The 17,648-nt window shown below is 64.8% G+C and carries 17 protein-coding genes and 1 tRNA gene; 13 read left to right on the forward strand and 5 right to left on the reverse strand.

Annotated elements, in window-relative coordinates; translation table 11 throughout:
* Nucleotides 1-158 precede the first annotated feature (158 nt).
* The 3 genes from CT676_RS30570 to CT676_RS30580 all read left to right on the forward strand — a co-directional run bounded on the left by CT676_RS30570 (nt 159) and on the right by CT676_RS30580 (nt 2,082).
* The gene (locus tag CT676_RS30570; RefSeq protein WP_135215988.1) at nt 159-1,379 is read left to right on the forward strand and encodes a GGDEF domain-containing protein; all 1,221 of its coding nucleotides are present in this window, start codon (nt 159-161) and stop codon (nt 1,377-1,379) included.
* Between the two features lie 70 nt (nt 1,380-1,449).
* On the forward strand, nt 1,450-1,686 hold the full coding sequence (locus CT676_RS30575) for a hypothetical protein (protein ID WP_028149020.1): 237 nt from the start codon (nt 1,450-1,452) through the stop codon (nt 1,684-1,686).
* Between the two features lie 99 nt (nt 1,687-1,785).
* Complete coding sequence (locus CT676_RS30580) at nt 1,786-2,082, forward strand: antibiotic biosynthesis monooxygenase family protein (protein ID WP_028155908.1); 297 nt, start codon at nt 1,786-1,788, stop codon at nt 2,080-2,082.
* A 76-nt stretch (nt 2,083-2,158) separates the two neighbouring features.
* Here the strand turns inward: CT676_RS30580 and CT676_RS30585 are convergent, their stop codons facing one another.
* Nucleotides 2,159-3,292, reverse strand: coding sequence for an AI-2E family transporter (locus tag CT676_RS30585; protein ID WP_135215989.1), 1,134 nt, complete (start codon nt 3,290-3,292; stop codon nt 2,159-2,161).
* Nucleotides 3,293-3,429: 137 nt separating this feature from the next.
* Between CT676_RS30585 and CT676_RS30590 the strand changes: the two genes are divergently transcribed.
* Nucleotides 3,430-4,146, forward strand: coding sequence for a hypothetical protein (locus CT676_RS30590; RefSeq protein WP_135215990.1), 717 nt, complete (start codon nt 3,430-3,432; stop codon nt 4,144-4,146).
* Between the two features lie 90 nt (nt 4,147-4,236).
* Nucleotides 4,237-5,010, forward strand: a complete 774-nt coding sequence (locus CT676_RS30595; protein WP_071913319.1) for a gamma-glutamyl-gamma-aminobutyrate hydrolase family protein — start codon at nt 4,237-4,239, stop codon at nt 5,008-5,010.
* Between the two features lie 50 nt (nt 5,011-5,060).
* Here CT676_RS30595 and CT676_RS30600 read toward each other — a convergent pair whose 3' ends face one another.
* A complete protein-coding gene (locus CT676_RS30600; protein WP_071913321.1) occupies nt 5,061-6,038 on the reverse strand; it encodes a helix-turn-helix domain-containing protein in 978 nt (325 codons plus the stop codon).
* A 151-nt stretch (nt 6,039-6,189) separates the two neighbouring features.
* Here CT676_RS30600 and CT676_RS30605 point away from each other — a divergent pair, with 151 nt between their 5' ends.
* The 4 genes from CT676_RS30605 to CT676_RS30620 all read left to right on the forward strand — a co-directional run bounded on the left by CT676_RS30605 (nt 6,190) and on the right by CT676_RS30620 (nt 9,995).
* Nucleotides 6,190-6,447 carry a tautomerase family protein gene (locus CT676_RS30605; RefSeq protein ID WP_071913326.1) on the forward strand — a complete coding sequence of 86 codons (258 nt, stop codon included), beginning with the start codon at nt 6,190-6,192 and terminating at the stop codon, nt 6,445-6,447.
* 171 nt (nt 6,448-6,618) lie between these two features.
* Nucleotides 6,619-8,022, forward strand: coding sequence for a nodulation protein NfeD (locus CT676_RS30610; protein ID WP_085400722.1), 1,404 nt, complete (start codon nt 6,619-6,621; stop codon nt 8,020-8,022).
* Nucleotides 8,019-8,780, forward strand: coding sequence for a slipin family protein (locus CT676_RS30615; RefSeq protein ID WP_063982951.1), 762 nt, complete (start codon nt 8,019-8,021; stop codon nt 8,778-8,780). The genes CT676_RS30610 and CT676_RS30615 overlap by 4 nt, the downstream gene beginning before the upstream one ends.
* An 81-nt stretch (nt 8,781-8,861) precedes the next feature.
* On the forward strand, nt 8,862-9,995 hold the full coding sequence (locus CT676_RS30620) for an asparaginase (RefSeq protein WP_135215991.1): 1,134 nt from the start codon (nt 8,862-8,864) through the stop codon (nt 9,993-9,995).
* Between the two features lie 114 nt (nt 9,996-10,109).
* Here CT676_RS30620 and glnA read toward each other — a convergent pair whose 3' ends face one another.
* Entirely contained in the window at nt 10,110-11,519 is a 1,410-nt protein-coding gene (glnA, locus tag CT676_RS30625; protein WP_063982953.1) for a type I glutamate--ammonia ligase, read from the reverse strand.
* Between the two features lie 152 nt (nt 11,520-11,671).
* On the reverse strand, nt 11,672-12,010 hold the full coding sequence (locus CT676_RS30630) for a P-II family nitrogen regulator (protein WP_007603495.1): 339 nt from the start codon (nt 12,008-12,010) through the stop codon (nt 11,672-11,674).
* Nucleotides 12,011-12,393: 383 nt separating this feature from the next.
* Here CT676_RS30630 and CT676_RS30635 point away from each other — a divergent pair, with 383 nt between their 5' ends.
* Together CT676_RS30635 and CT676_RS30640 are read left to right on the forward strand one after the other, a co-directional pair.
* A complete protein-coding gene (locus CT676_RS30635; RefSeq protein ID WP_135215992.1) occupies nt 12,394-13,893 on the forward strand; it encodes an NAD(P)H-hydrate dehydratase in 1,500 nt (499 codons plus the stop codon).
* Nucleotides 13,893-14,330 (forward strand): GNAT family N-acetyltransferase, encoded by a 438-nt coding sequence (locus tag CT676_RS30640; protein ID WP_135215993.1) that lies wholly within the window; start codon nt 13,893-13,895, stop codon nt 14,328-14,330. The genes CT676_RS30635 and CT676_RS30640 overlap by 1 nt, the downstream gene beginning before the upstream one ends.
* Nucleotides 14,331-14,335: 5 nt before the next feature.
* On the opposite strand, the gene CT676_RS30645 is transcribed toward CT676_RS30640, so the two are convergent.
* Nucleotides 14,336-15,676, reverse strand: coding sequence for a multicopper oxidase domain-containing protein (locus CT676_RS30645; protein ID WP_135215994.1), 1,341 nt, complete (start codon nt 15,674-15,676; stop codon nt 14,336-14,338).
* Nucleotides 15,677-15,830: 154 nt separating this feature from the next.
* Here CT676_RS30645 and CT676_RS30650 point away from each other — a divergent pair.
* Both CT676_RS30650 and tig read left to right on the forward strand, forming a co-directional pair.
* Nucleotides 15,831-15,915 (forward strand) — tRNA-Leu (locus CT676_RS30650).
* Nucleotides 15,916-16,089: 174 nt separating this feature from the next.
* Complete coding sequence (gene tig / locus CT676_RS30655; protein WP_063982957.1) at nt 16,090-17,451, forward strand: trigger factor; 1,362 nt, start codon at nt 16,090-16,092, stop codon at nt 17,449-17,451.
* Nucleotides 17,452-17,648: the final 197 nt, after the last annotated feature.

A 17,648-nucleotide genomic window follows, 5' to 3' on the forward strand; every position in this document is an offset into this window, starting at 1 on the left:
TGTTGTTCGTTTGTATGCAAATTGATGACGTGTTTCCCGAAAACTTGGCCTCGCGTGAAAACCTGAATGGAACTCGCGGGACATAGCGTCGCATCTGGAAGGGCGCGCAAGTCGGCTGGGCCGATCGCGTAACTTGCTATGTCTAGAAGGGGGCCGACATGATGTCGCTCGATAGCATCACGCTCTATTTGGTCGCCACCATGGTTGCCGCACTGCTCGGCGCCATGATGGTGTTTTTCGGCAAGCAGGAGAACAGCCCCGCGCTGAAATGGTGGGGCACCGCGTATCTCCTCGGCGCAGCGTCCGTCGCGCTATGGACCGCGGCCGGCGACAAGCTCGGCCCGCATCTTTACCTTGCGCTGAACGCAGTCGGCTTCGTCGCCTGCGGCATGGTGTGGAATGCGGCGCGCGTCTTCCACGGCCGCAAGCCGAATTGGCCGGGTCTCCTTGTCGGCGCGCTGGCCTGGGCCGCCGCCGTGACGCTGCTTGATCCCGCCGCGTCCATGCTGCGCATGATCGTCGGCGCCGGCATCGTCTCGGTCTATGCGGCACTGACGGCGAGCGAGCTCTGGGTTGAGCGGCGCAAGAGCCTGCAACGGCGCTGGCCGGCCTTCGTGGTGCCGGTGATGCACGGCTGCGTGCTGATGCTGCCGATCGTGCTCGGCAGCTTCCTGCGTCCGAACGATGCCGGCTTCTCCAGCAGCATCTGGGTCACCGTGTTTGCGGTCGAGCTCATCCTTTATGCCGTCGGCACCGTGTTCGTGATCTTCATGCTGGTGTCGGAGCGCACGGTGACTGCGCACCGGACCGCCGCGTCCACCGATCCCCTGACCGGCATGCTCAACCGCCGCGGCTTCTCGGAAGCCTGCGGGCGCGTGATCGAGCGCGAAGCCAAGGCCGGCCGTCCCGTGACCGTGATGATCTTCGACATCGATCATTTCAAGTCGATCAACGACCGCTTCGGCCATCCTGCCGGCGACGAGATGCTGAAGCTGTTCTCGACCGTCGTCGTCAGCAACCTGCGCATGACCGACATGTCGGGCCGCATCGGCGGCGAGGAGTTCGCCGCCCTGCTGCCGTGTTCGCTGGAGGAGGGCGTGCTGGTTGCCGAGCGCGTGCGCGAGGCGTTCGAGACCTCCGGCGTCGTGGTCGATGAGGGCCCGGTCGACACCACCGTCAGCATCGGCGTTGCCGGCGGTCCGGCCGGCACCGAGCTCGAGGTGTTGCTGGCCTCGGCCGACACAGCGCTCTACCAGGCCAAGCGCGGCGGTCGTAACCGCGTCGAGGCGGCGGAGGAGCTGCCGCTGTCGCTGGAGAACTGGCGTCGCCAGAGCGCGGCGCGGGTTGGTGCGCCGCAGGCGCGTCCGGCCACCGCCTGAAGCCAAGAGGCGCCTCAAGAGGCGCCTTCGGTAATCCGCTGTTTACCATTCGATCCCTACCATTGCGGTCATGGAATCGATCCGTCGACAGAACCCGCAGGCTGCCCTGATGTCGCTCGAAGCCGCTGCGGCCTCGGCACGCGGCGGCTTCGCCTGCGTGTTCTCCACCGCGGATGAATACGAGCGCGCGCTGATCACCGAGCGCCGCGCGCAGGGGCGCTACACGCAAAGCCGTAGCTACTGGCCGCTCGCGCTGTTCATCGGTTGCGCGCTCATCGTGGCAGGCACCGCTCTGCTGTTGGCCTGAGAGCACGCATTTTTGACCGGTCAGGGCGCCGATTCGGTGCCTTTTTCTTCGTTGCGGTCTACGGTAGACACACCCATTAAACAAACAGGGTGGAAACCGATGATCACCGAGATCGCGCAAATCGACGTCAAGCCGGGCAGCGAGAAGGACTTTGAGGCGGCCGTCGCCAAGGCCAAGGCCGCCTTCGGCGGTTCGAAGGGCTTTCACGGCTTCGAGCTGCACAAGTCGATCGAGAAGCCGCAGCGCTACCGGCTGATGGTGAAGTGGGCGACGCTGGAGAACCACACCGTCGATTTCCGCGGCTCGGAGAATTTCACCGAATGGCGCGGCCTCGTCGGTCAGTACTTTGCTTCGCCCCCGGAGGTCGAGCACACCGAGACCGTGCTGACGACCTGAGCGACTTCACGACGCCTTACGCCGCCTCGTCGCTTGAGCATGATCTTTTCGGAAAACCGCTGCGCACTTTTCCGGATCATGCTGCCAGGGGCGGCGCCTCATACGTCTTGAAGTGGTCGATCATGACCTTGGCGATGGCGACCAGTGGCAGCGCCAGCGCCAGGCCCCAGATGCCGAACACGACGCCGAGCAGGATCTGGAACGCGAACAGCGTGGCCGGCGGGATGTCGAGCGCCTGCCGCTGCAGGATCGGCGTCAGCACATAGCTCTCCATCGCGTGCACGCCCATGAAGAGGAGGAAGGCCGACAGCGCCGGAATCCAGCCCGAGGCGAGGCTCGCGAGCACCACGACGACGCCGGCAATGATGGCGCCGACGGTCGGAATGAAGGCGAGCAGGCCCGCCTGAATCCCCAGGATGAACGAGCCGGGGATGCCGATGATGGCAAGCCCGATCCAGGTCACGATGCCAACAGCGATCATCACGACGATCTGCGCGATCAGCCAGCGTTCCAGCGTCTCGCTGATGCCGTCGATGATCAGGGTGACGCGGGTGCGATGCCTCGCCGGCGCCAGGAACAACAGGCCGTCGTGGTAGACGCCGGGCTGGGCGGCGAAGGACAGCCCCAGGAACAGCACGATGAAGATGTTTCCCACGCCGTGGATGGTGCCGAGCAGGAGCTTGAAGGTCTGGCTCACGATCGCGCCACCGCTGGAGGCCAGCGCGCCGGCGCCGGGCAAGGAACCGCGCGGGGGTGCTGCTGGCGAGGGTGTCGAGTCCGATGGTGGATTGGCCGAAGCGTCAGATGCAGCGCTGCCGAGATCGAAGAAGCTGGTGTCGATCCCGTGGTTGTCCAGGAAGGTCTTCACGTTGCCGATCTGCGACTTGATGGTCTTGCTCAGCAGCGAGGCCTGCTCGGCGATGGTGGCGCCGCCGAGATAGGCGACGCCTGCGAGCAGCACCGCAAGCACGACGCAGACGATCGCGAGCCGGACCGGATGCGGCAGGTGCACGCGGCGGCCGAGCGCGTTGGTCAGTGCGTTGAGGCCGACGCCGAGCAGCATGCCGGTGAAGATCAGCAGCAGCGTGGTCGCAAAATACCAGGTGAAGACCAGCATCGCCGTGAACAGCACGACGCCGATACCGCCGACCGAAATTGCCCAAGCCAGATCGGTGCGGGTCGTGGGGCGTTGGTCTGCGAGGATGGTCACATCATGTCCTTTTCGGCGGCTGCGGGCGGGGCACTCTTTCGACAAACGCGCTTTCGATCAAGACCGCGTCAACGCGCTGGTTTGACGCTGTCGCGCGAACGGTGCAGAGCGACGAGGAGAAAACAGGTGGGGGGCGCTTGAGTTTCATCAGCAAATGGGCCGGTCTGCTGGGGCTTCTGGCCGTGATCGTGATCGGTGACCAGATCCGGATCAACCGGCCCGGCCACAAATACCGCCTCACGGTTGAGGTGACGACGCCTGACGGGATCAAGACGGGGTCCGGTGTTCTCGCCGTGGTGCCTGACCGCAACTATAACCGCGGCGGCCGCACCACGATGCGCGGGGAGGCCGTGTTCGTCGATCTCGGCCAAGACGGCGGCAAAGGCAAGAACCTGGTGGCATTGCTGGCGCATCAGCAGGGCGGCAAGCTCGACCTCGACGACATCAACTATGTCGCGCTCCGTGCCTATGGCGCCGCGCGCGGCAACCGCGTCTCGTTCAACGACATCAGCCGGCAGGCCGGCATTGTCCCGGTGCAGGGGGAGCTGGTCCCCGTGCTCGTGAGCTTTGGCGATCCCAAAGACCCCAAGACCGCGCGCCTTGTCGCCGGCGACCATGCGGATACGGTTCTGGGCGACGGCTACGCCGTCCGCGGCCTCACCGCCGAGGTGGTACCCAACGGGTTTTGGCCGATCGATTTCGGCGGGGTGCTCGGGGAGCCCGTGACGCGCGGAATCGAGGCGAAATTGCCCTGGCTGGCCACGCCGGGCGACGTGGCGGCAACCGCGCTGAAGGCCGCCGGCCTGCCCGTCGTGGGGACAACCGAGGCCCGGGAGGCATTTGCGCGAAAATAGCATTGCCGTCCCGCGATCCCTTCTGTTGAATTTGTTCCATCCCGAGGGCATGTTTGGAGAATCTTCTTACGCGGGAGGTCGGAACGGGAGATGAGAAAGCCGGTCGTCGGCGTGATCGGGAACGCCCATCGCGTCGAAAATCGATTTCAGGTCCAGATGGTCGGCGAGCGCAATTTGCGCGCTGTGGCCGAGGTTTCCGGCGGCCTGCCGATGATGTTTGCGGGAGCGCCCGACATCACCGATATCGGCGCGCTGCTCGATGTGGTCGACGGGATCGTGCTCACCGGCGCCCGCGCCAACGTCCATCCGACCCGTTTCAATGTCGATCCGTGCGAGCGGCACGAGCCCTACGACATCCACCGCGACGAGGTGGCGCTGGCGCTGTCGGTCGCCTGCGTGTCCCGCGGCATTCCGCTGTTCGGCATCTGCCGGGGCCTGCAGGAGATGAACGTCGCCTTCGGCGGCTCGCTGCATCCGGAGATCCGCGAGATCCCCGGCCGCATGAACCACCGCATGCCCAGGCTCGAGAACGGCGAGATTCATCCCGATCCGACCGTGGTGTTCGCCGACCGTCACGACGTCGACCTCACGCCGGGCGGCGCGTTCGCAAAACTGCTTGGCTGCGAGAAGATCAGGGTCAATTCGCTGCATGGCCAGGGCATTCTCGATCCCGGCAAGCGCGTGCTGATCGAGGGCGTCGCCGAGGACGGCACCATCGAGGCGATCCGCATCGCGGAAGCCCCGACCTTCGCGCTCGGCGTACAATGGCACGCCGAATACGACCCGCAGCGCAATCCGATCAACCGCAAGCTGTTCGAGGCGTTCGGCGAGGCGATGGTTGTGCGCCAGCGCGCGGCGGCGTAGCAAGAAGCTCGCTCGCAGCCCTCGACTGAACGGCGCCTTGGTTTCGCGGCTTACGCCGTCTGCACCATCCGTCTTGCGCGATAGGCCTGCGGCGACATCAGGGTTAGCTTGCGAAACGCCTTGCGAAAGCTGCTCTCGTCCTCATAGCCGGCCGTGCGTGCGATGGTCTTGATCGGCTGCGCCGTCGTCTCCAGCAGCGTGCGCGCGTGCTCGACGCGGCGACGCATGATGAAGGCTTGCGGCGGCTCGCGCGTGAGCTCCTGGAACTTCCGGTTCAGCGTGCGCTCGCTGAGGCCGAGCGCATCGGCGAGGCGCTTGACCGTCATCGGGCTCTTGCCGGTGCGCCGAACCAGCAGGTCGGCCCTGGTCAGCAGCGGGTCCTGCGACAGCAAATAGCCGATGGGCATGAAGATCGATTGGGTGCGTTGCGCGGTGTCGATGACGACGTAGTCCGCGCAGAGCTTTGCAATCTCCTTGCCGTCGACCATCTCGATCAGCCTGAGCAGGAGGTCGACCCACGACATTGGTCCGGCCGCGCAGACGATGCGGTCCGCGACGGTGATGACGGCGTCGGCAGCGAGGTCGATGGTGGGATGGCGCTGCCGCAGCTCGCCTTGCAGCCACCAGGTGATGGTGGCGCGGCGGTGGTCGAGCAGGCCGCTGCCTGCAAGCAGGAACACGCCGCTGCAGAATGCGCCGATCAGCCGGCCGCTCGCATGCTGCTGCCGAAGCCAGGCGCCGGCGCGGGCATATTGCGGTTGCAGGCGTTCCGCCGTGACGTGATCGACGAGGTTGCCGGGGACGAGGATCGCGTCGAAGCGACCGCGTTTGCCGACCGCGCCATCGACGGCGACCATCTGGCCGCCGCCGGCGCGCACCGGCTTGCCGTCGAGCGAAAGCACCTCCCAGGCGAAGCGCGTTTTCGCACCGCTCTGCTGCATCACGTGATTGGCGAGCGACAGGATGTCGGCGACCCCGGCGATCGCCGAATGCATGCAGCCTTCCAGCGCCAGAATTGCGAGCTTCATGAGACCTCCAGGACAGGCGCGGCGATCCTAGCCGATCGGCGCGGGGCTGCGTGGCGGAAATTGCCCGATCTCTGTCTCATCCGCCACTGCCTTGCCGGCGCTGTCAGGTCCAGTCTCGTGCCGTCGTCACACGACATCATTGGAGAGAGACATGCCTTACGTCACCATTTCCACCGTCCGCGGCATCCTGGATGCCGGGCAAAAGAAGACCCTGCTCGAACGCGTCACCGATCTCCTGGTCGAGGTCGAAGGGCAGGGCAACCCGGATTTCCGCCGCAACGTCTGGGTCAGGATCGAGGAGCAGGAGCCGGCGCACTGGTCGCTGGGCGGCATGCAGCCGACGCCTGAGATCATCGCCGGCATGTTCGGCACGATCGGCGCGGATGGCGTGCGGGTCCGACGGCCGTAGCAGCGCAGCGTGCGCGGGCGGACCAGCCCAAGGCATGGTTCGCCACCGCCCTGTGCTCAATCGATCTGCGGGGCGATTTCCATTGCATCGCACAATCACGACCATGGCCTGCACGCGGCCGCATTGAGGTTCGCAAGACGCCCACCATATGTTCTGCAAGGGAGCCCTGCCGTGCAGACCATGAAGGCGGCCCTCGTTGCGGCGATTGGCGTCGTGGCTTTGATCTGCTGCCTCCTTCCCAGCTCAGCGGAGGAGAACGGCCGTCTTGCATTGATCGTTTCGATCGACGGAGCCATAGGCCCTGCGTCGGCCAGCTACGTGAAGGAGGCTTTGGCCAAGGCAAGCGAACGGCGTGCCGAGGTCGTGCTCCTGAGACTGAACACGCCCGGCGGCCTCAATTCCAGCATGCGCGAGATCATCGCGGATGTGCTGGCCTCGCCGATCCCTGTCGTCGGTTACGTCGCTCCCTCCGGCGCCCACGCGGCGAGCGCGGGGACCTATATCCTTTATGCGACCCACATCGCGGCGATGGCGCCGGGCACCAATATTGGCGCCGCGACGCCGGTGCAGATCGGCGGGCCGCTGCCGGGTCTTCCGAGCGGACCGGCGGACAAGGGCGGCAAGGACAAGAAGGACGGTGACCAGCAGAGCGAGTCCAAGGATCAGCCCAAGGATGCCATGACGGCAAAGGCGACCAATGATGCGGTTGCCTTCATCCGCAGCCTTGCGGAGCTGCGCAACCGCAATGTGGACTGGGCGGAGAAGGCGGTCCGTGAGGCTGCCACGCTCTCTGCGAACGCCGCGCTAGAGGCTCATGCCATCGATCTCGTCGCGCGCGATCAGGCTGAATTGCTGAGGCAGATCGATGGTCGCGTGGTCGAGGTCGCAGGCGGCAAGACGCAACGCCTGGTGACAAAGGATGCCGTCGTTGAAGCCATCGATCCCGGACCGATATCCCGCTTCCTGGCGGTGATCACCGATCCGAACGTGGCGTTCATTCTCCTGATGGTCGGCATCTACGGCTTGATCTTCGAGTTCATGTCTCCTGGAGCCGTCGCCCCCGGAGTCGTCGGCGCGATCTGCCTGCTGATCGGCCTCTATGCGCTCAATCTGCTGCCGATCAATTATGCCGGCCTCGCCCTGATGTTGGTTGGACTCGTGCTTCTCACCATCGAAGCCTTCAACCCGACCGTGGTAATCGGGCTCGGAGGGATCATCGCGTTCGTGCTGGGAGCGCTGATGCTTTTCAGGGGCGAGGCGCCGGGCTACCACCTGTCGTGGTGGGTGATCGGCATCACCGCAGCAGTGTTCGCCGGCTTTGCGCTCGTCGTGCTCGGTTCGCTTCGGCGCGTCGGCAGGGCTCCTGCACTGGTCGGCGCGCAGGCCATGCGAGGCTTGCCCGCCGAGGTTCTCGACTGGAATGGGAACGAAGGTCATGTCTTCGCCCATGGTGAGCGCTGGCAGGCGCGCGGCGCCGAAACGTTCAAGCCTGGAGAGACGGTCGAAGTCGCCAACATCGTCGACCTGACGCTGCTGATACGGCGCGCACCAACAGGCGAGGGAGGTACATCATGATGCTGGAATATCTGACCTATGCGGCGCTCGCGTTGCTTGTCATCATGTTCCTGTCCCAGGCTATTCGAATCCTGCGCGAGTACGAGCGTGGCGTCATCTTTACGCTCGGCCGCTTTACCGGCGTGAAGGGCCCGGGCCTCATCATCCTCATTCCGATCGTGCAGCAACTGGTGAAGGTGGATCTGCGGGTGATGGTGCAGGTCGTGCCGCCGCAGGACGTGATTTCGCGGGACAACGTCTCCGTCAAGGTCAACGCCGTTCTGTACTTCCGCATCGTCGACCCCGAACGGGCCATCATCAAGGTCGGCGACTACATGGCCGCGACCAGCCAGCTCGCCCAGACCACCTTGCGCTCGGTGCTCGGCAAGCACGAGCTCGACGAGATGCTCGCCGAGCGCGACAGGTTGAACGCGGACATCCAGGAGATCCTCGACAAGCAGACCGACGTCTGGGGCATCAAGGTCACCGGCATCGAGATCAAGGACGTCGATCTCAATGAAACCATGGTGCGCGCGATTGCTAAACAGGCCGAGGCGGAGCGGTTGCGGCGGGCCAAGGTGATCAATGCGATGGGCGAGCAGCAGGCTGCCGAAAAGCTCGTCGAGGCCGGCCGGATTCTCGCGCAGGAGCCTCAGGCGATGCAACTACGTTATTTCGCGGCCCTGCACGACATCGCGGGCGAACGGTCGTCGACCATCGTCTTTCCGCTGCCGACGGGCCTGCTCGACCATTTTGTGCCGCGGCGCGACAACCCGTAGCCATCAGCGGCAGGATGACCCATCTTCGGCCCAAATGGAGGTGTCGAATATTGCTCCCAACTTAAACGGGAGGAGAATTCGATGATGAAGCATGCCGCCAGACCAGCAAGCCGCCGCCGAAATCGGACATTGATGCTCACCGTCCCGCTGGTCGCCCTCGCACTTTGGTCGTGGGGGATCGATGCGGCGCAGGCCGCAGAGCCGGGCAAGGACGCGACGGCGGCTAGCCTGCCGCGCATTCTCGTGCTTGCGACGGGAGGTACCATCGCAGGCCAGGCCGACGCGCGCGCGACCGGCGCGTACAAATCCGGCCAGATCACCGGGGAGCAGTTGATGCAGTCGGTACCGGGCCTGGACAAGCTCGCGAAGCTGAACGCTGAGCAGATTTCGTCGATCGGATCCCAGGACATGAACGACAAGGTCTGGTTTGCCCTGGCCCGCCGCATCCAAGACGCCTTCGACAAGAATGAAGCCGATGGAATCCTCATCACCCACGGCACGGATACGCTCGAGGAGACCGCGTTCTTTCTCGACAATGTCGTGCGCGGCGACAAGCCGGTGGTGATCGTCGGTTCGATGCGTCCGGCCACGGCGGTGAGTGCGGACGGCCCCGGCAATCTGTACGAAGCGGTGCAGGTGGCGGCCGATCCGCGCTCTCGCGGCCGCGGCGTGATGGCCGTGCTGAACGACAAGATCCAAAGCGCCCGCTCGATCACCAAGACCAACACCACGAGCATCGAGACGTTCAGCTCCCCCAATGACGGCCCGATCGGCTATGTCGACACCGCCGGCGGCATCCGTTTCATGACCCAGGCCGCCGGCAAGCGCACGACCTATCCGCTCCCGGCGGGCGAGCAATTGCCGCGCGTCGAGATCGTCTACTCGCATGCCAACATGGACGCCGTTCCGATCGAGGACGCCATTTCGCACGGCGCCAAGGGCATCGTGCTGGCCGGCGTCGGCGACGGCAACACGTCGAAGCAGGCCCTCGATGCGCTCGAAGCGGCGGCGAAGAAGGGCGTCATCGTCGTCCGCTCGACGCGGGTCCGATCCGGCTTCGTCACCCGGAATGTCGAGGTTGACGACGACAAGAACGGGTTCGTCGTGTCCGAGGACCTCAATCCGCAGAAGGCCCGTGTTCTCACTCAATTGCTGATCGCGGGCGGGGTTACGGCTCCGGCCGAGCTCCAGCGCGCCTTCACTGCAACGTGGTGATTGGGCGCGTCGTGTCCTGCAGGGTGGGTTAGCGTAATCCACCCTGCGACTCCCCAAAACGAAAAGGCGCTCCTCGCGGAGCGCCTTTTGCTTGTCGCAGAGAGTTTGGGCCGCTTAGCCCGAATAGTACATGTCGAACTCGACCGGGTGCGGGGTCATTTCGAAGCGCTCGACCTCGGTCATCTTCAGCTCGATGTAGCTGTCGATGAAGTCGTCGTCGAACACGCCGCCGTTCTTGAGGAAGCCGCGGTCCTTGTCGAGGTTTTCGAGCGCCTCGCGGAGCGAGCCGCACACCGTCGGGATCTGCTTCAGCTCTTCCTTCGGCAGGTCGTAGAGGTCCTTGTCCATCGCCGGACCCGGATCGATCTTGTTCTTGATGCCGTCGAGGCCGGCCATCAGCATCGCGGCGAAGCCGAGATAGGGATTGGCGAGCGGATCGGGGAAGCGCACCTCGACACGCTTGGCCTTCGGCGAAGCGGTGTAGGGGATGCGGCAGGAGGCCGAGCGGTTGCGCGCGGAGTAGGCGAGCAGCACGGGAGCCTCATAGCCCGGGACCAGACGCTTGTAGGAGTTGGTCGACGGGTTGGTGAAGGCGTTGATCGCCTTGGCGTGCTTGATGATGCCGCCGATGTAGTGAAGGCAGGTCTCCGACAGGTCGGCGTACTTGTTGCCGGCGAACACCGGCTTGCCGTCCTTCCAGATCGACTGGTGCACGTGCATGCCCGAGCCGTTGTCGCCATAGACCGGCTTCGGCATGAAGGTGGCGGTCTTGCCGTAGATGTGCGCGACCTGGTGGATGCAGTACTTGTAGATCTGCATGTGGTCGGCCATCAGCGTCAGCGTGTCGAACTTCATGCCGAGCTCGTGCTGGGCGGACGCGACTTCGTGGTGATGCTTCTCGACCTTGACGCCCATCTTGGCCATGGCGCCGAGCATTTCGGAGCGCATGTCCTGCACGGAGTCCTGCGGCGGCACCGGGAAGTAGCCGCCCTTGGTGCGGACGCGGTGGCCGAGATTGCCGCCTTCATATTCGGTGTCGGAGTTGGTCGGCAGCTCCGAGGAGTCGAGACGGAAGCCGGTGTTGTAGGGGTTGGCGGAGAAGCGCACGTCGTCGAACACGAAGAACTCGGCTTCGGGGCCGACGAACACGCTGTCGCCCACGCCCATCGACTTCACCATGGCCTCGGCCTTCTTGGCGATGCCGCGGGGGTCGCGGTTGTAGGGCTCGCCGGTGGTCGGCTCGAGCACGTCGCAGGTGATGACCATGGTGGTCTCGGCGAAGAACGGGTCGATCGTCGCGGTCACCGGATCCGGCATCAGGCACATGTCGGACTCGTTGATCGCCTTCCAGCCGGCGATCGAGGAGCCGTCGAACATCGTCCCTTCGGCGAAAATGTCCTCATCGATCATGCTGATGTCGAACGTCACGTGCTGCCACTTGCCGCGCGGATCGGTGAAGCGCAGGTCGACGTATTTGACGTCGTTGTCCTTGATCGATTTCAGGACGTCTTTGGCGGTCTTCATGCATACCCCTTTTGGCTCTGCGGGTCGGTTTCCAGGTGAGCAAGATTGTTCTCGCTTTTGGCGAGTTCGCGCGCGAGCGCACAAACAAAATCAGGCCGCCGAAGCAGCCTTTTTCTTGTCGGAGTGTCGCAAAATGCGGGATAGCACCCGGCTCAGATAGCGTCCAGCCCGGATTCGCCGGTCCGGATGCGGATCGCCTCTTCGATATTGGAGACGAAAATCTTGCCGTCGCCGATGCGCCCGGTCTGCGCGGCGCGGCGGATCGCGTCGATGGCGCGCTCGACCAGATCGTCGCCGATCACGATCTCGATCTTCACCTTGGGGAGGAAATCGACGATGTATTCTGCGCCGCGGTAAAGCTCGGCGTGGCCCTTCTGCCGGCCAAAGCCCTTGGCCTCGGTCACGGTGATGCCTTGCAGGCCGACTTCCTGAAGCGCTTCCTTCACCTCGTCGAGCTTGAATGGCTTGATGATGGCTTCGATTTTCTTCACTGCGCGCCTCCCGGCCTTTCGATCAAATAGCAACGTCTTCGTCAGGATGCGCTTTTCTTAACGCACGATCTTGTCTTCGCTATGCCGGGATGCCTGACCAGCCCGGCAACAACGGCCGGCCACACCCTGATAGATTGCCAGTGAGCACGACGAACCGAAGCGGCTTCCTCGAAAGCAGGGTCTATGCCAAGTTGCAAATGCCCTGATTATTGGAGCGTTATCAGCCTTTTAACGCGCATCTCTGATAGGTGGAGCCGACTGGCTCAAAATACCGCAGACTACGAAATAGGCAATCGGTTCAATATCTGTGCAAATCGTTGTTCTGCCGGGTGGGCCTGTACGGAACGTGCCTGTTGAAAAGGCGTTTGGACCAGGGAAGTGGCATGGAAGTTCTGACCAACGCTGAAATGCAGCGTGCCGACCAGCTCAGTATTGCGGCAGGCACGCCCGGCTTCAAGCTGATGCTCAGCGCGGGGCAGGCGGTCGCGGAGGCCGCCAATGCGCTGGTGGAGGAGGGGCCGATCCTGATCGTGGCCGGTCCCGGCAACAATGGCGGCGACGGTTTTGTCGCAGCCGCGGAGCTCGCCGCGCAAGGGCGCGACGTCTCGGTGATCCTGATGTGCGAGCGCGACCAGCTCCAGGGTGACGCGGCCTCCGCGGCGCGCGGCTGGAAGCACCCGGTGCTGCCGTTCAATCCGCAGGCGATCGGCAAGCCCGCGCTGATCATCGATGCGCTGTTCGGCGCGGGCCTCAGTCGCCCGGTCGACGGCGAGGCGCATGCGATGATCGAAGCGATCAACGCCAACGGCGCCCCGGTGCTCGCGGTCGACCTGCCGAGCGGCATCAACGGCACCAGCGCAGCTTTGATGGGTGCGGCGGTGAACGCCACCGAGACCGTCACCTTCTTCCGCAAGAAGCCGGCGCATTTGCTGCTGCCCGGCCGGATGCATTGCGGCCACGTGCGCGTCGCCGACATCGGCATCGACGCACAGGTGCTGGACGAGATCGCGCCGCGGACCTTCGAGAACGATCCGGATTTCTGGGGCACCGCCTTTCCGGTGCCGCGCATCGACGGCCATAAATTCGCACGGGGCCACGTGCTGGCGGTCTCGGGCGATGCCGCCGCGACTGGCGCAGCGCGGCTCGCCGCCCGTGGCGCTTTGCGGGCCGGAGCCGGCCTCGTGACGCTGGCGACCCCGCGCGATGCGCTCGCGATCAATGCCAGCGCGCTCACCGCGGTGATGGTTCGGGCCTGCGACACAGCGGTCGAATTCGGCGCGTTGCTCGGCGACAAGCGCTACAACACCTGCCTGATCGGACCCGGCGCGGGCGTCGGCGATCGCACCTGCGATCTGGTCCACACGGCGCTTCACGCGCAGCGGCATCTGGTGCTGGACGCGGATGCGCTGACGAGCTTTGCCGCAAACCCCGAGCGGCTGTTTGAATCGATCAAGTCCTCTGAGGACAGTGCGGTCGTGCTGACGCCGCACGAGGGTGAATTTCCGCGCCTGTTCTCCGACCTCAGCAACAAACATCCGGGCCGCTCGAAGCTGGAGCGCGTCCGCGCCGCCGCCGAGCGCTGTGGTGCGGTCGTGCTGCTGAAGGGGCCGGATACCACCATCGCCGCGCCCGACGGGCGCGCCACCATCGCCGCCAACGCGCCGCCCTGGCTCGCCACCGCCGGCGCCGGCGACGTGCTCGCCGGCATCATCGCAGGACTTCTGGCGCAGGGCGTGCCGGCCTTCGAAGCCGCCAGCATCGGCGTCTGGATGCATGGCGAGGCGGGAAGCGAGGCGGGGCCCGGCCTGATCGCGGAGGACCTGACCGAGACGCTGCCGGCCGTGCACCGGCGGATCTATAATGCGCTCGGGGTGGAGTACTAGTGCTCAGGCTGCTCGCACTCACCGATATGGGCGAGGCCGCGCAGGTCCATCGGATTGCGTTTGACCGGGCGATGCCGTGGCTCGTTGGGCTGCACACACCTGACGAGGACAGCTGGTTTTACCGCGAGCGCGTTTTCACGACGTGCCGTGTGTGGGGACGGTTCGATGATGGCGTCCTGAGCGGGATCATCGCCTTCCGCGAAGGTTGGGTCGAGCAGCTCTATGTGCTTCCCGCCGCCCAGGGGTGCGGCGTCGGCACAGAACTCCTCGATGTCGCCAAGCGGGCCAGCGACCAGCTGGAGCTCTGGACCTTCGAGCGCAACGCGCCGGCGCGGCGCTTCTATGAGGCGCGCGGGTTCGCACTGGTTGAGCAGACCGACGGGGCGCGGAACGAGGAGCGGGAGCCCGACGCTCGCTACCTCTGGACGCGCCGGTAAGTCGCTCACTCCACCCCGTACCAGCGCACCAGCCGCGGCGCGGCCCAGTCGGTCACGACGGATTCGATCAGCCAGGGTCCGGGTGAGGTCGCCGCGAATGCGATGCGCTGGGTTTGGCCGGGCTCGATTGCGAGCGTGTCGAGCCAGTAGGGCTTCCAGCCGTCGTCGAGCTTGTCGAGCAGGCGAAAATGATGGCCGTGCAGGTGAAACACGATCGTGGCCGGTCCGGGGTTCTTGAGGGCCAGCACGACGGTGCGGCCGGTCCTGGCGCGGAAGGCCGGATTGGAGGAGACGGAGAAGCTTGCAGGCCGTGCCCAGCCGGCGTCGGGCGCGCCGAGCGCGACATCGAACCGCAGGGCGCCTTTGAGGTCGAGCTTCTCGGGGAGGTCGTTCAGGGGGAGCGGCTGTGGTGGCAGCAGCGGCGCGCGCCGCTCGAGCTTGCCTGATATCGTGAGGCTCCCGACCTGGCGCGCCTCCTTGCCGTCATGCAACAGGAATGGGGCCGATGTGGCCGCGTCCACGAAGGCGTCGGCGCGTGCGCCGGGGGCGAGCACCAGGGCGCCGTTGCGCGCCGGGAATGGCTCGGCCGGCTGTCCGTCGAGGGCCATCACCTGGACCTCGTGGCCTTCCAATTTGATCGCCAGAACAGAACGTTGCGAGCCGTTGATAAAGCGCAGCCGCAGCCGCTCGCCGGCCGCCGCTGAGAGTTCGAATGAAGTCCGCCCATTGAGCGTGAAGAGCGGTGTCGTGTCCTCGGGAACGCGGCCGGGCGGAAGCGCGGTCCCATCCGGCCGCAGGCGCCATTCCTCGATCAACAGGACCTCGTCGCGGTCGACAGGGACGCGATTTGTCTCGCCGGCGATGATCGGAAGCGGGCGCGCGGGCAGCTTCAGACCGTCTTCGAAGAGACGGAAGTCGGCTGCCAGAGTTCCTGCGTTTGGTATTGAAACAATTGAGGTTTCAGTCACATTCGGCGCAGTCGGCGTACGCCCTCGCAACGGGTCGGCCCCGGCCGGGCCATTCAGGCCGTACCAGACTGGCGCAAGCGGGACAGGCAGGTCGTTCCGGAAGACCACCTCGCAGCGGTCGCCTCGCTTGAGACGGACGTTCCCGATATGGCTTACGGCGGCCAGCTCCCAGATCGGTGTCGCCGGCTGACCCGGCCTGAGCGCCAGGGTTGCCGGCCTTGCCTGCAGGGCGAGCTGGGCGGTGACAGCGGGGGTTGCGCCGCCGGCGATCAGCCCGGCCGCGGAGGCTCCAAGTCCGGCTCCAAGTCCGGCTCCAAGTCCAGCTCCAAGTCCGGCCAAAACCTCACGCCGGGTCGGGTCAGAGATCCGCGTTTTCATGGCTTGATGCGGACCATGAAGCGCTGGATAAGTCCAGCCGTCGCGCCTACTTAAAGCCTGACTCTATCGGGCCATTTTTTTGCTGCGAACAGTCAGGCACATGCTATAAGCCCGGCCGCCCGCGGCATCGCGGCCGGTCTTGATGCAAATTCACGCGGGCGTGGCGGAACTGGTAGACGCGCTGGATTTAGGTTCCAGTGACGAAAGTTGTGGGGGTTCGAGTCCCTCCGCCCGCACCAAGCGCTTTCAGCGTTTGCACGGATTACCGAAGGGCTGCTTCCTCACGGAGTGTTTCCGGCGGAAGTGGTCCGATGAACCACCGGCGTTGAGGCGTCTTGCCTCGCGCCGGTTCGATTAATGACAGCGTCCCGACGCATGCGTGCCGGGGCCGAGCGAGAAGAAGATTGGACGCCATGCAGGTCACAGAAACCCTCTCGGAAGGTTTGAAGCACGAGTTCAAGATCAGCGTTCCCGCGTCTGATCTCGACGCCAAGGCTGGTGCCAAACTCGTCGATCTCAAGGACAAGGTCCGCATCAACGGCTTCCGCCCCGGCAAGGTGCCGGTCGCTCACCTGAAGAAGGTCTATGGCCGCTCGGTGATGGCCGAGACCATCGACCAGACCATCCGCGACACCAACACGCAGCTGTTCTCCGACCGTGGCTTCAAGCTTGCGACCGAGCCGAAGATCACCATGCCGAGCGAGCAGGCCGAGGTCGAGGAACTGCTCAACGGCAAGACCGATCTGACCTACACGGTCGCGATCGAAGTGGTGCCCGCGATCGCGCTCGCCGACTTCAAGAGCTTCCAGGTCGAGAAGCCCGTCGCTGACGTGTCCGACACCGATGTCGACGAAGCCATCAAGCGCATCGCCGACAGCAACCGCGGCTATGCGGCCAAGGCCGAGGGCGCCAAGGCCGAGTCGGGCGACCGCGTCACCATCAACTTCAAGGGCACAATCAACGGCGAAGTCTTCGAGGGCGGCACCGGCGAGGGCATCCAGGTAGCGATCGGTTCCAATACCTTCATCCCCGGCTTCGAGGAGCAGCTCACCGGCATCGGCGCGGGCGAGACGCGCACGCTGAAAGTGTCGTTCCCCAAGAACTACATGAACGACAAGCTCGCCGGCCAGCCGGCCGAGTTCGAGACCACCGCGACCTCGATCGAGGCGCCGCAGGACGTCGCGATCGATGACGAGTTCGCCAAGACGCTGGGCCTCGAATCGCTGGACAAGCTGAAGGAAGCCGCGCGCGAGCGTCTGGCTGCCGAGTTCGCCGGCGCGACGCGCCAGCGCGTCAAGCGTGCGCTGCTCGACCGCCTCGACGAGGCGCATCGCTTCGAAGCGCCGCCGTCGCTCGTCGACGAGGAGTTCAATCTGATGTGGAACTCGGTCAAGGCCGAGATGGATTCGGCCGGCAAGACCTTCGCGGACGAGGATACCACCGAAGACAAGGCCAAGGACGAGTACCGCAAGATCGCCGACCGCCGCGTTCGGCTCGGCCTCGTGCTGTCCGAGATCGGCGAGAAGAACAAGATCACCGTGACCGACGACGAGGTCGGCCGCGCCGTGATCGAGCGCGCTCGCTCGATGCCGGGCCGCGAGAAGGAAGTCTGGGACTATTACCGCAGCAACGCCCAGGCGCTGGCCCAGCTTCGTGCACCGATTTACGAGGACAAGGTCGTCGACTTCATCCTCGAGCTCGCCAACGTGACCGAGAAGAAGGTCTCGCGCGAGGACCTCTACAAGGACGAGGACGCGGAAAAGACCGCAGCCTGAAGGCTCTAGAGCGTTTTCGAGCGAAGTGGATACCGGTTCGCGTAAAGAAAACGCGTCAAACTTAGAATCTAGAGCCCCGTTCCGATTCAATCGGAACGGGGCTCTAGGAAAGCCTTCCATTAAGGATGATCAGCAAAGGGGCCCGGCTAGCCAACTGGCTGGCTGGGCCTGTTTGCGAGAATCAGCTTCAAGTGCCC

Origin of the sequence: Bradyrhizobium sp. MOS001 (assembly GCF_004634465.1) — a bacterium.
GTDB lineage: Bacteria > Pseudomonadota > Alphaproteobacteria > Rhizobiales > Xanthobacteraceae > Bradyrhizobium > Bradyrhizobium barranii.

What these genes read in the sequence shown, in the direction of transcription:
- CT676_RS30570 (WP_135215988.1), top strand. Translation starts at nt 159, where the DNA reads ATGATGTCGCTCGATAGCATCACGCTCTATTTGGTCGCCACCATGGTT.
- CT676_RS30575 (WP_028149020.1), top strand. Translation starts at nt 1,450, where the DNA reads ATGGAATCGATCCGTCGACAGAACCCGCAGGCTGCCCTGATGTCGCTC.
- CT676_RS30580 (WP_028155908.1), top strand. Translation starts at nt 1,786, where the DNA reads ATGATCACCGAGATCGCGCAAATCGACGTCAAGCCGGGCAGCGAGAAG.
- CT676_RS30595 (WP_071913319.1), top strand. Translation starts at nt 4,237, where the DNA reads ATGAGAAAGCCGGTCGTCGGCGTGATCGGGAACGCCCATCGCGTCGAA.
- CT676_RS30600 (WP_071913321.1), bottom strand. Translation starts at nt 6,038, where the DNA reads ATGAAGCTCGCAATTCTGGCGCTGGAAGGCTGCATGCATTCGGCGATC.
- CT676_RS30605 (WP_071913326.1), top strand. Translation starts at nt 6,190, where the DNA reads ATGCCTTACGTCACCATTTCCACCGTCCGCGGCATCCTGGATGCCGGG.
- CT676_RS30615 (WP_063982951.1), top strand. Translation starts at nt 8,019, where the DNA reads ATGATGCTGGAATATCTGACCTATGCGGCGCTCGCGTTGCTTGTCATC.
- CT676_RS30620 (WP_135215991.1), top strand. Translation starts at nt 8,862, where the DNA reads ATGATGAAGCATGCCGCCAGACCAGCAAGCCGCCGCCGAAATCGGACA.
- glnA (WP_063982953.1), bottom strand. Translation starts at nt 11,519, where the DNA reads ATGAAGACCGCCAAAGACGTCCTGAAATCGATCAAGGACAACGACGTC.
- CT676_RS30635 (WP_135215992.1), top strand. Translation starts at nt 12,394, where the DNA reads ATGGAAGTTCTGACCAACGCTGAAATGCAGCGTGCCGACCAGCTCAGT.
- CT676_RS30645 (WP_135215994.1), bottom strand. Translation starts at nt 15,676, where the DNA reads ATGAAAACGCGGATCTCTGACCCGACCCGGCGTGAGGTTTTGGCCGGA.
- tig (WP_063982957.1), top strand. Translation starts at nt 16,090, where the DNA reads ATGCAGGTCACAGAAACCCTCTCGGAAGGTTTGAAGCACGAGTTCAAG.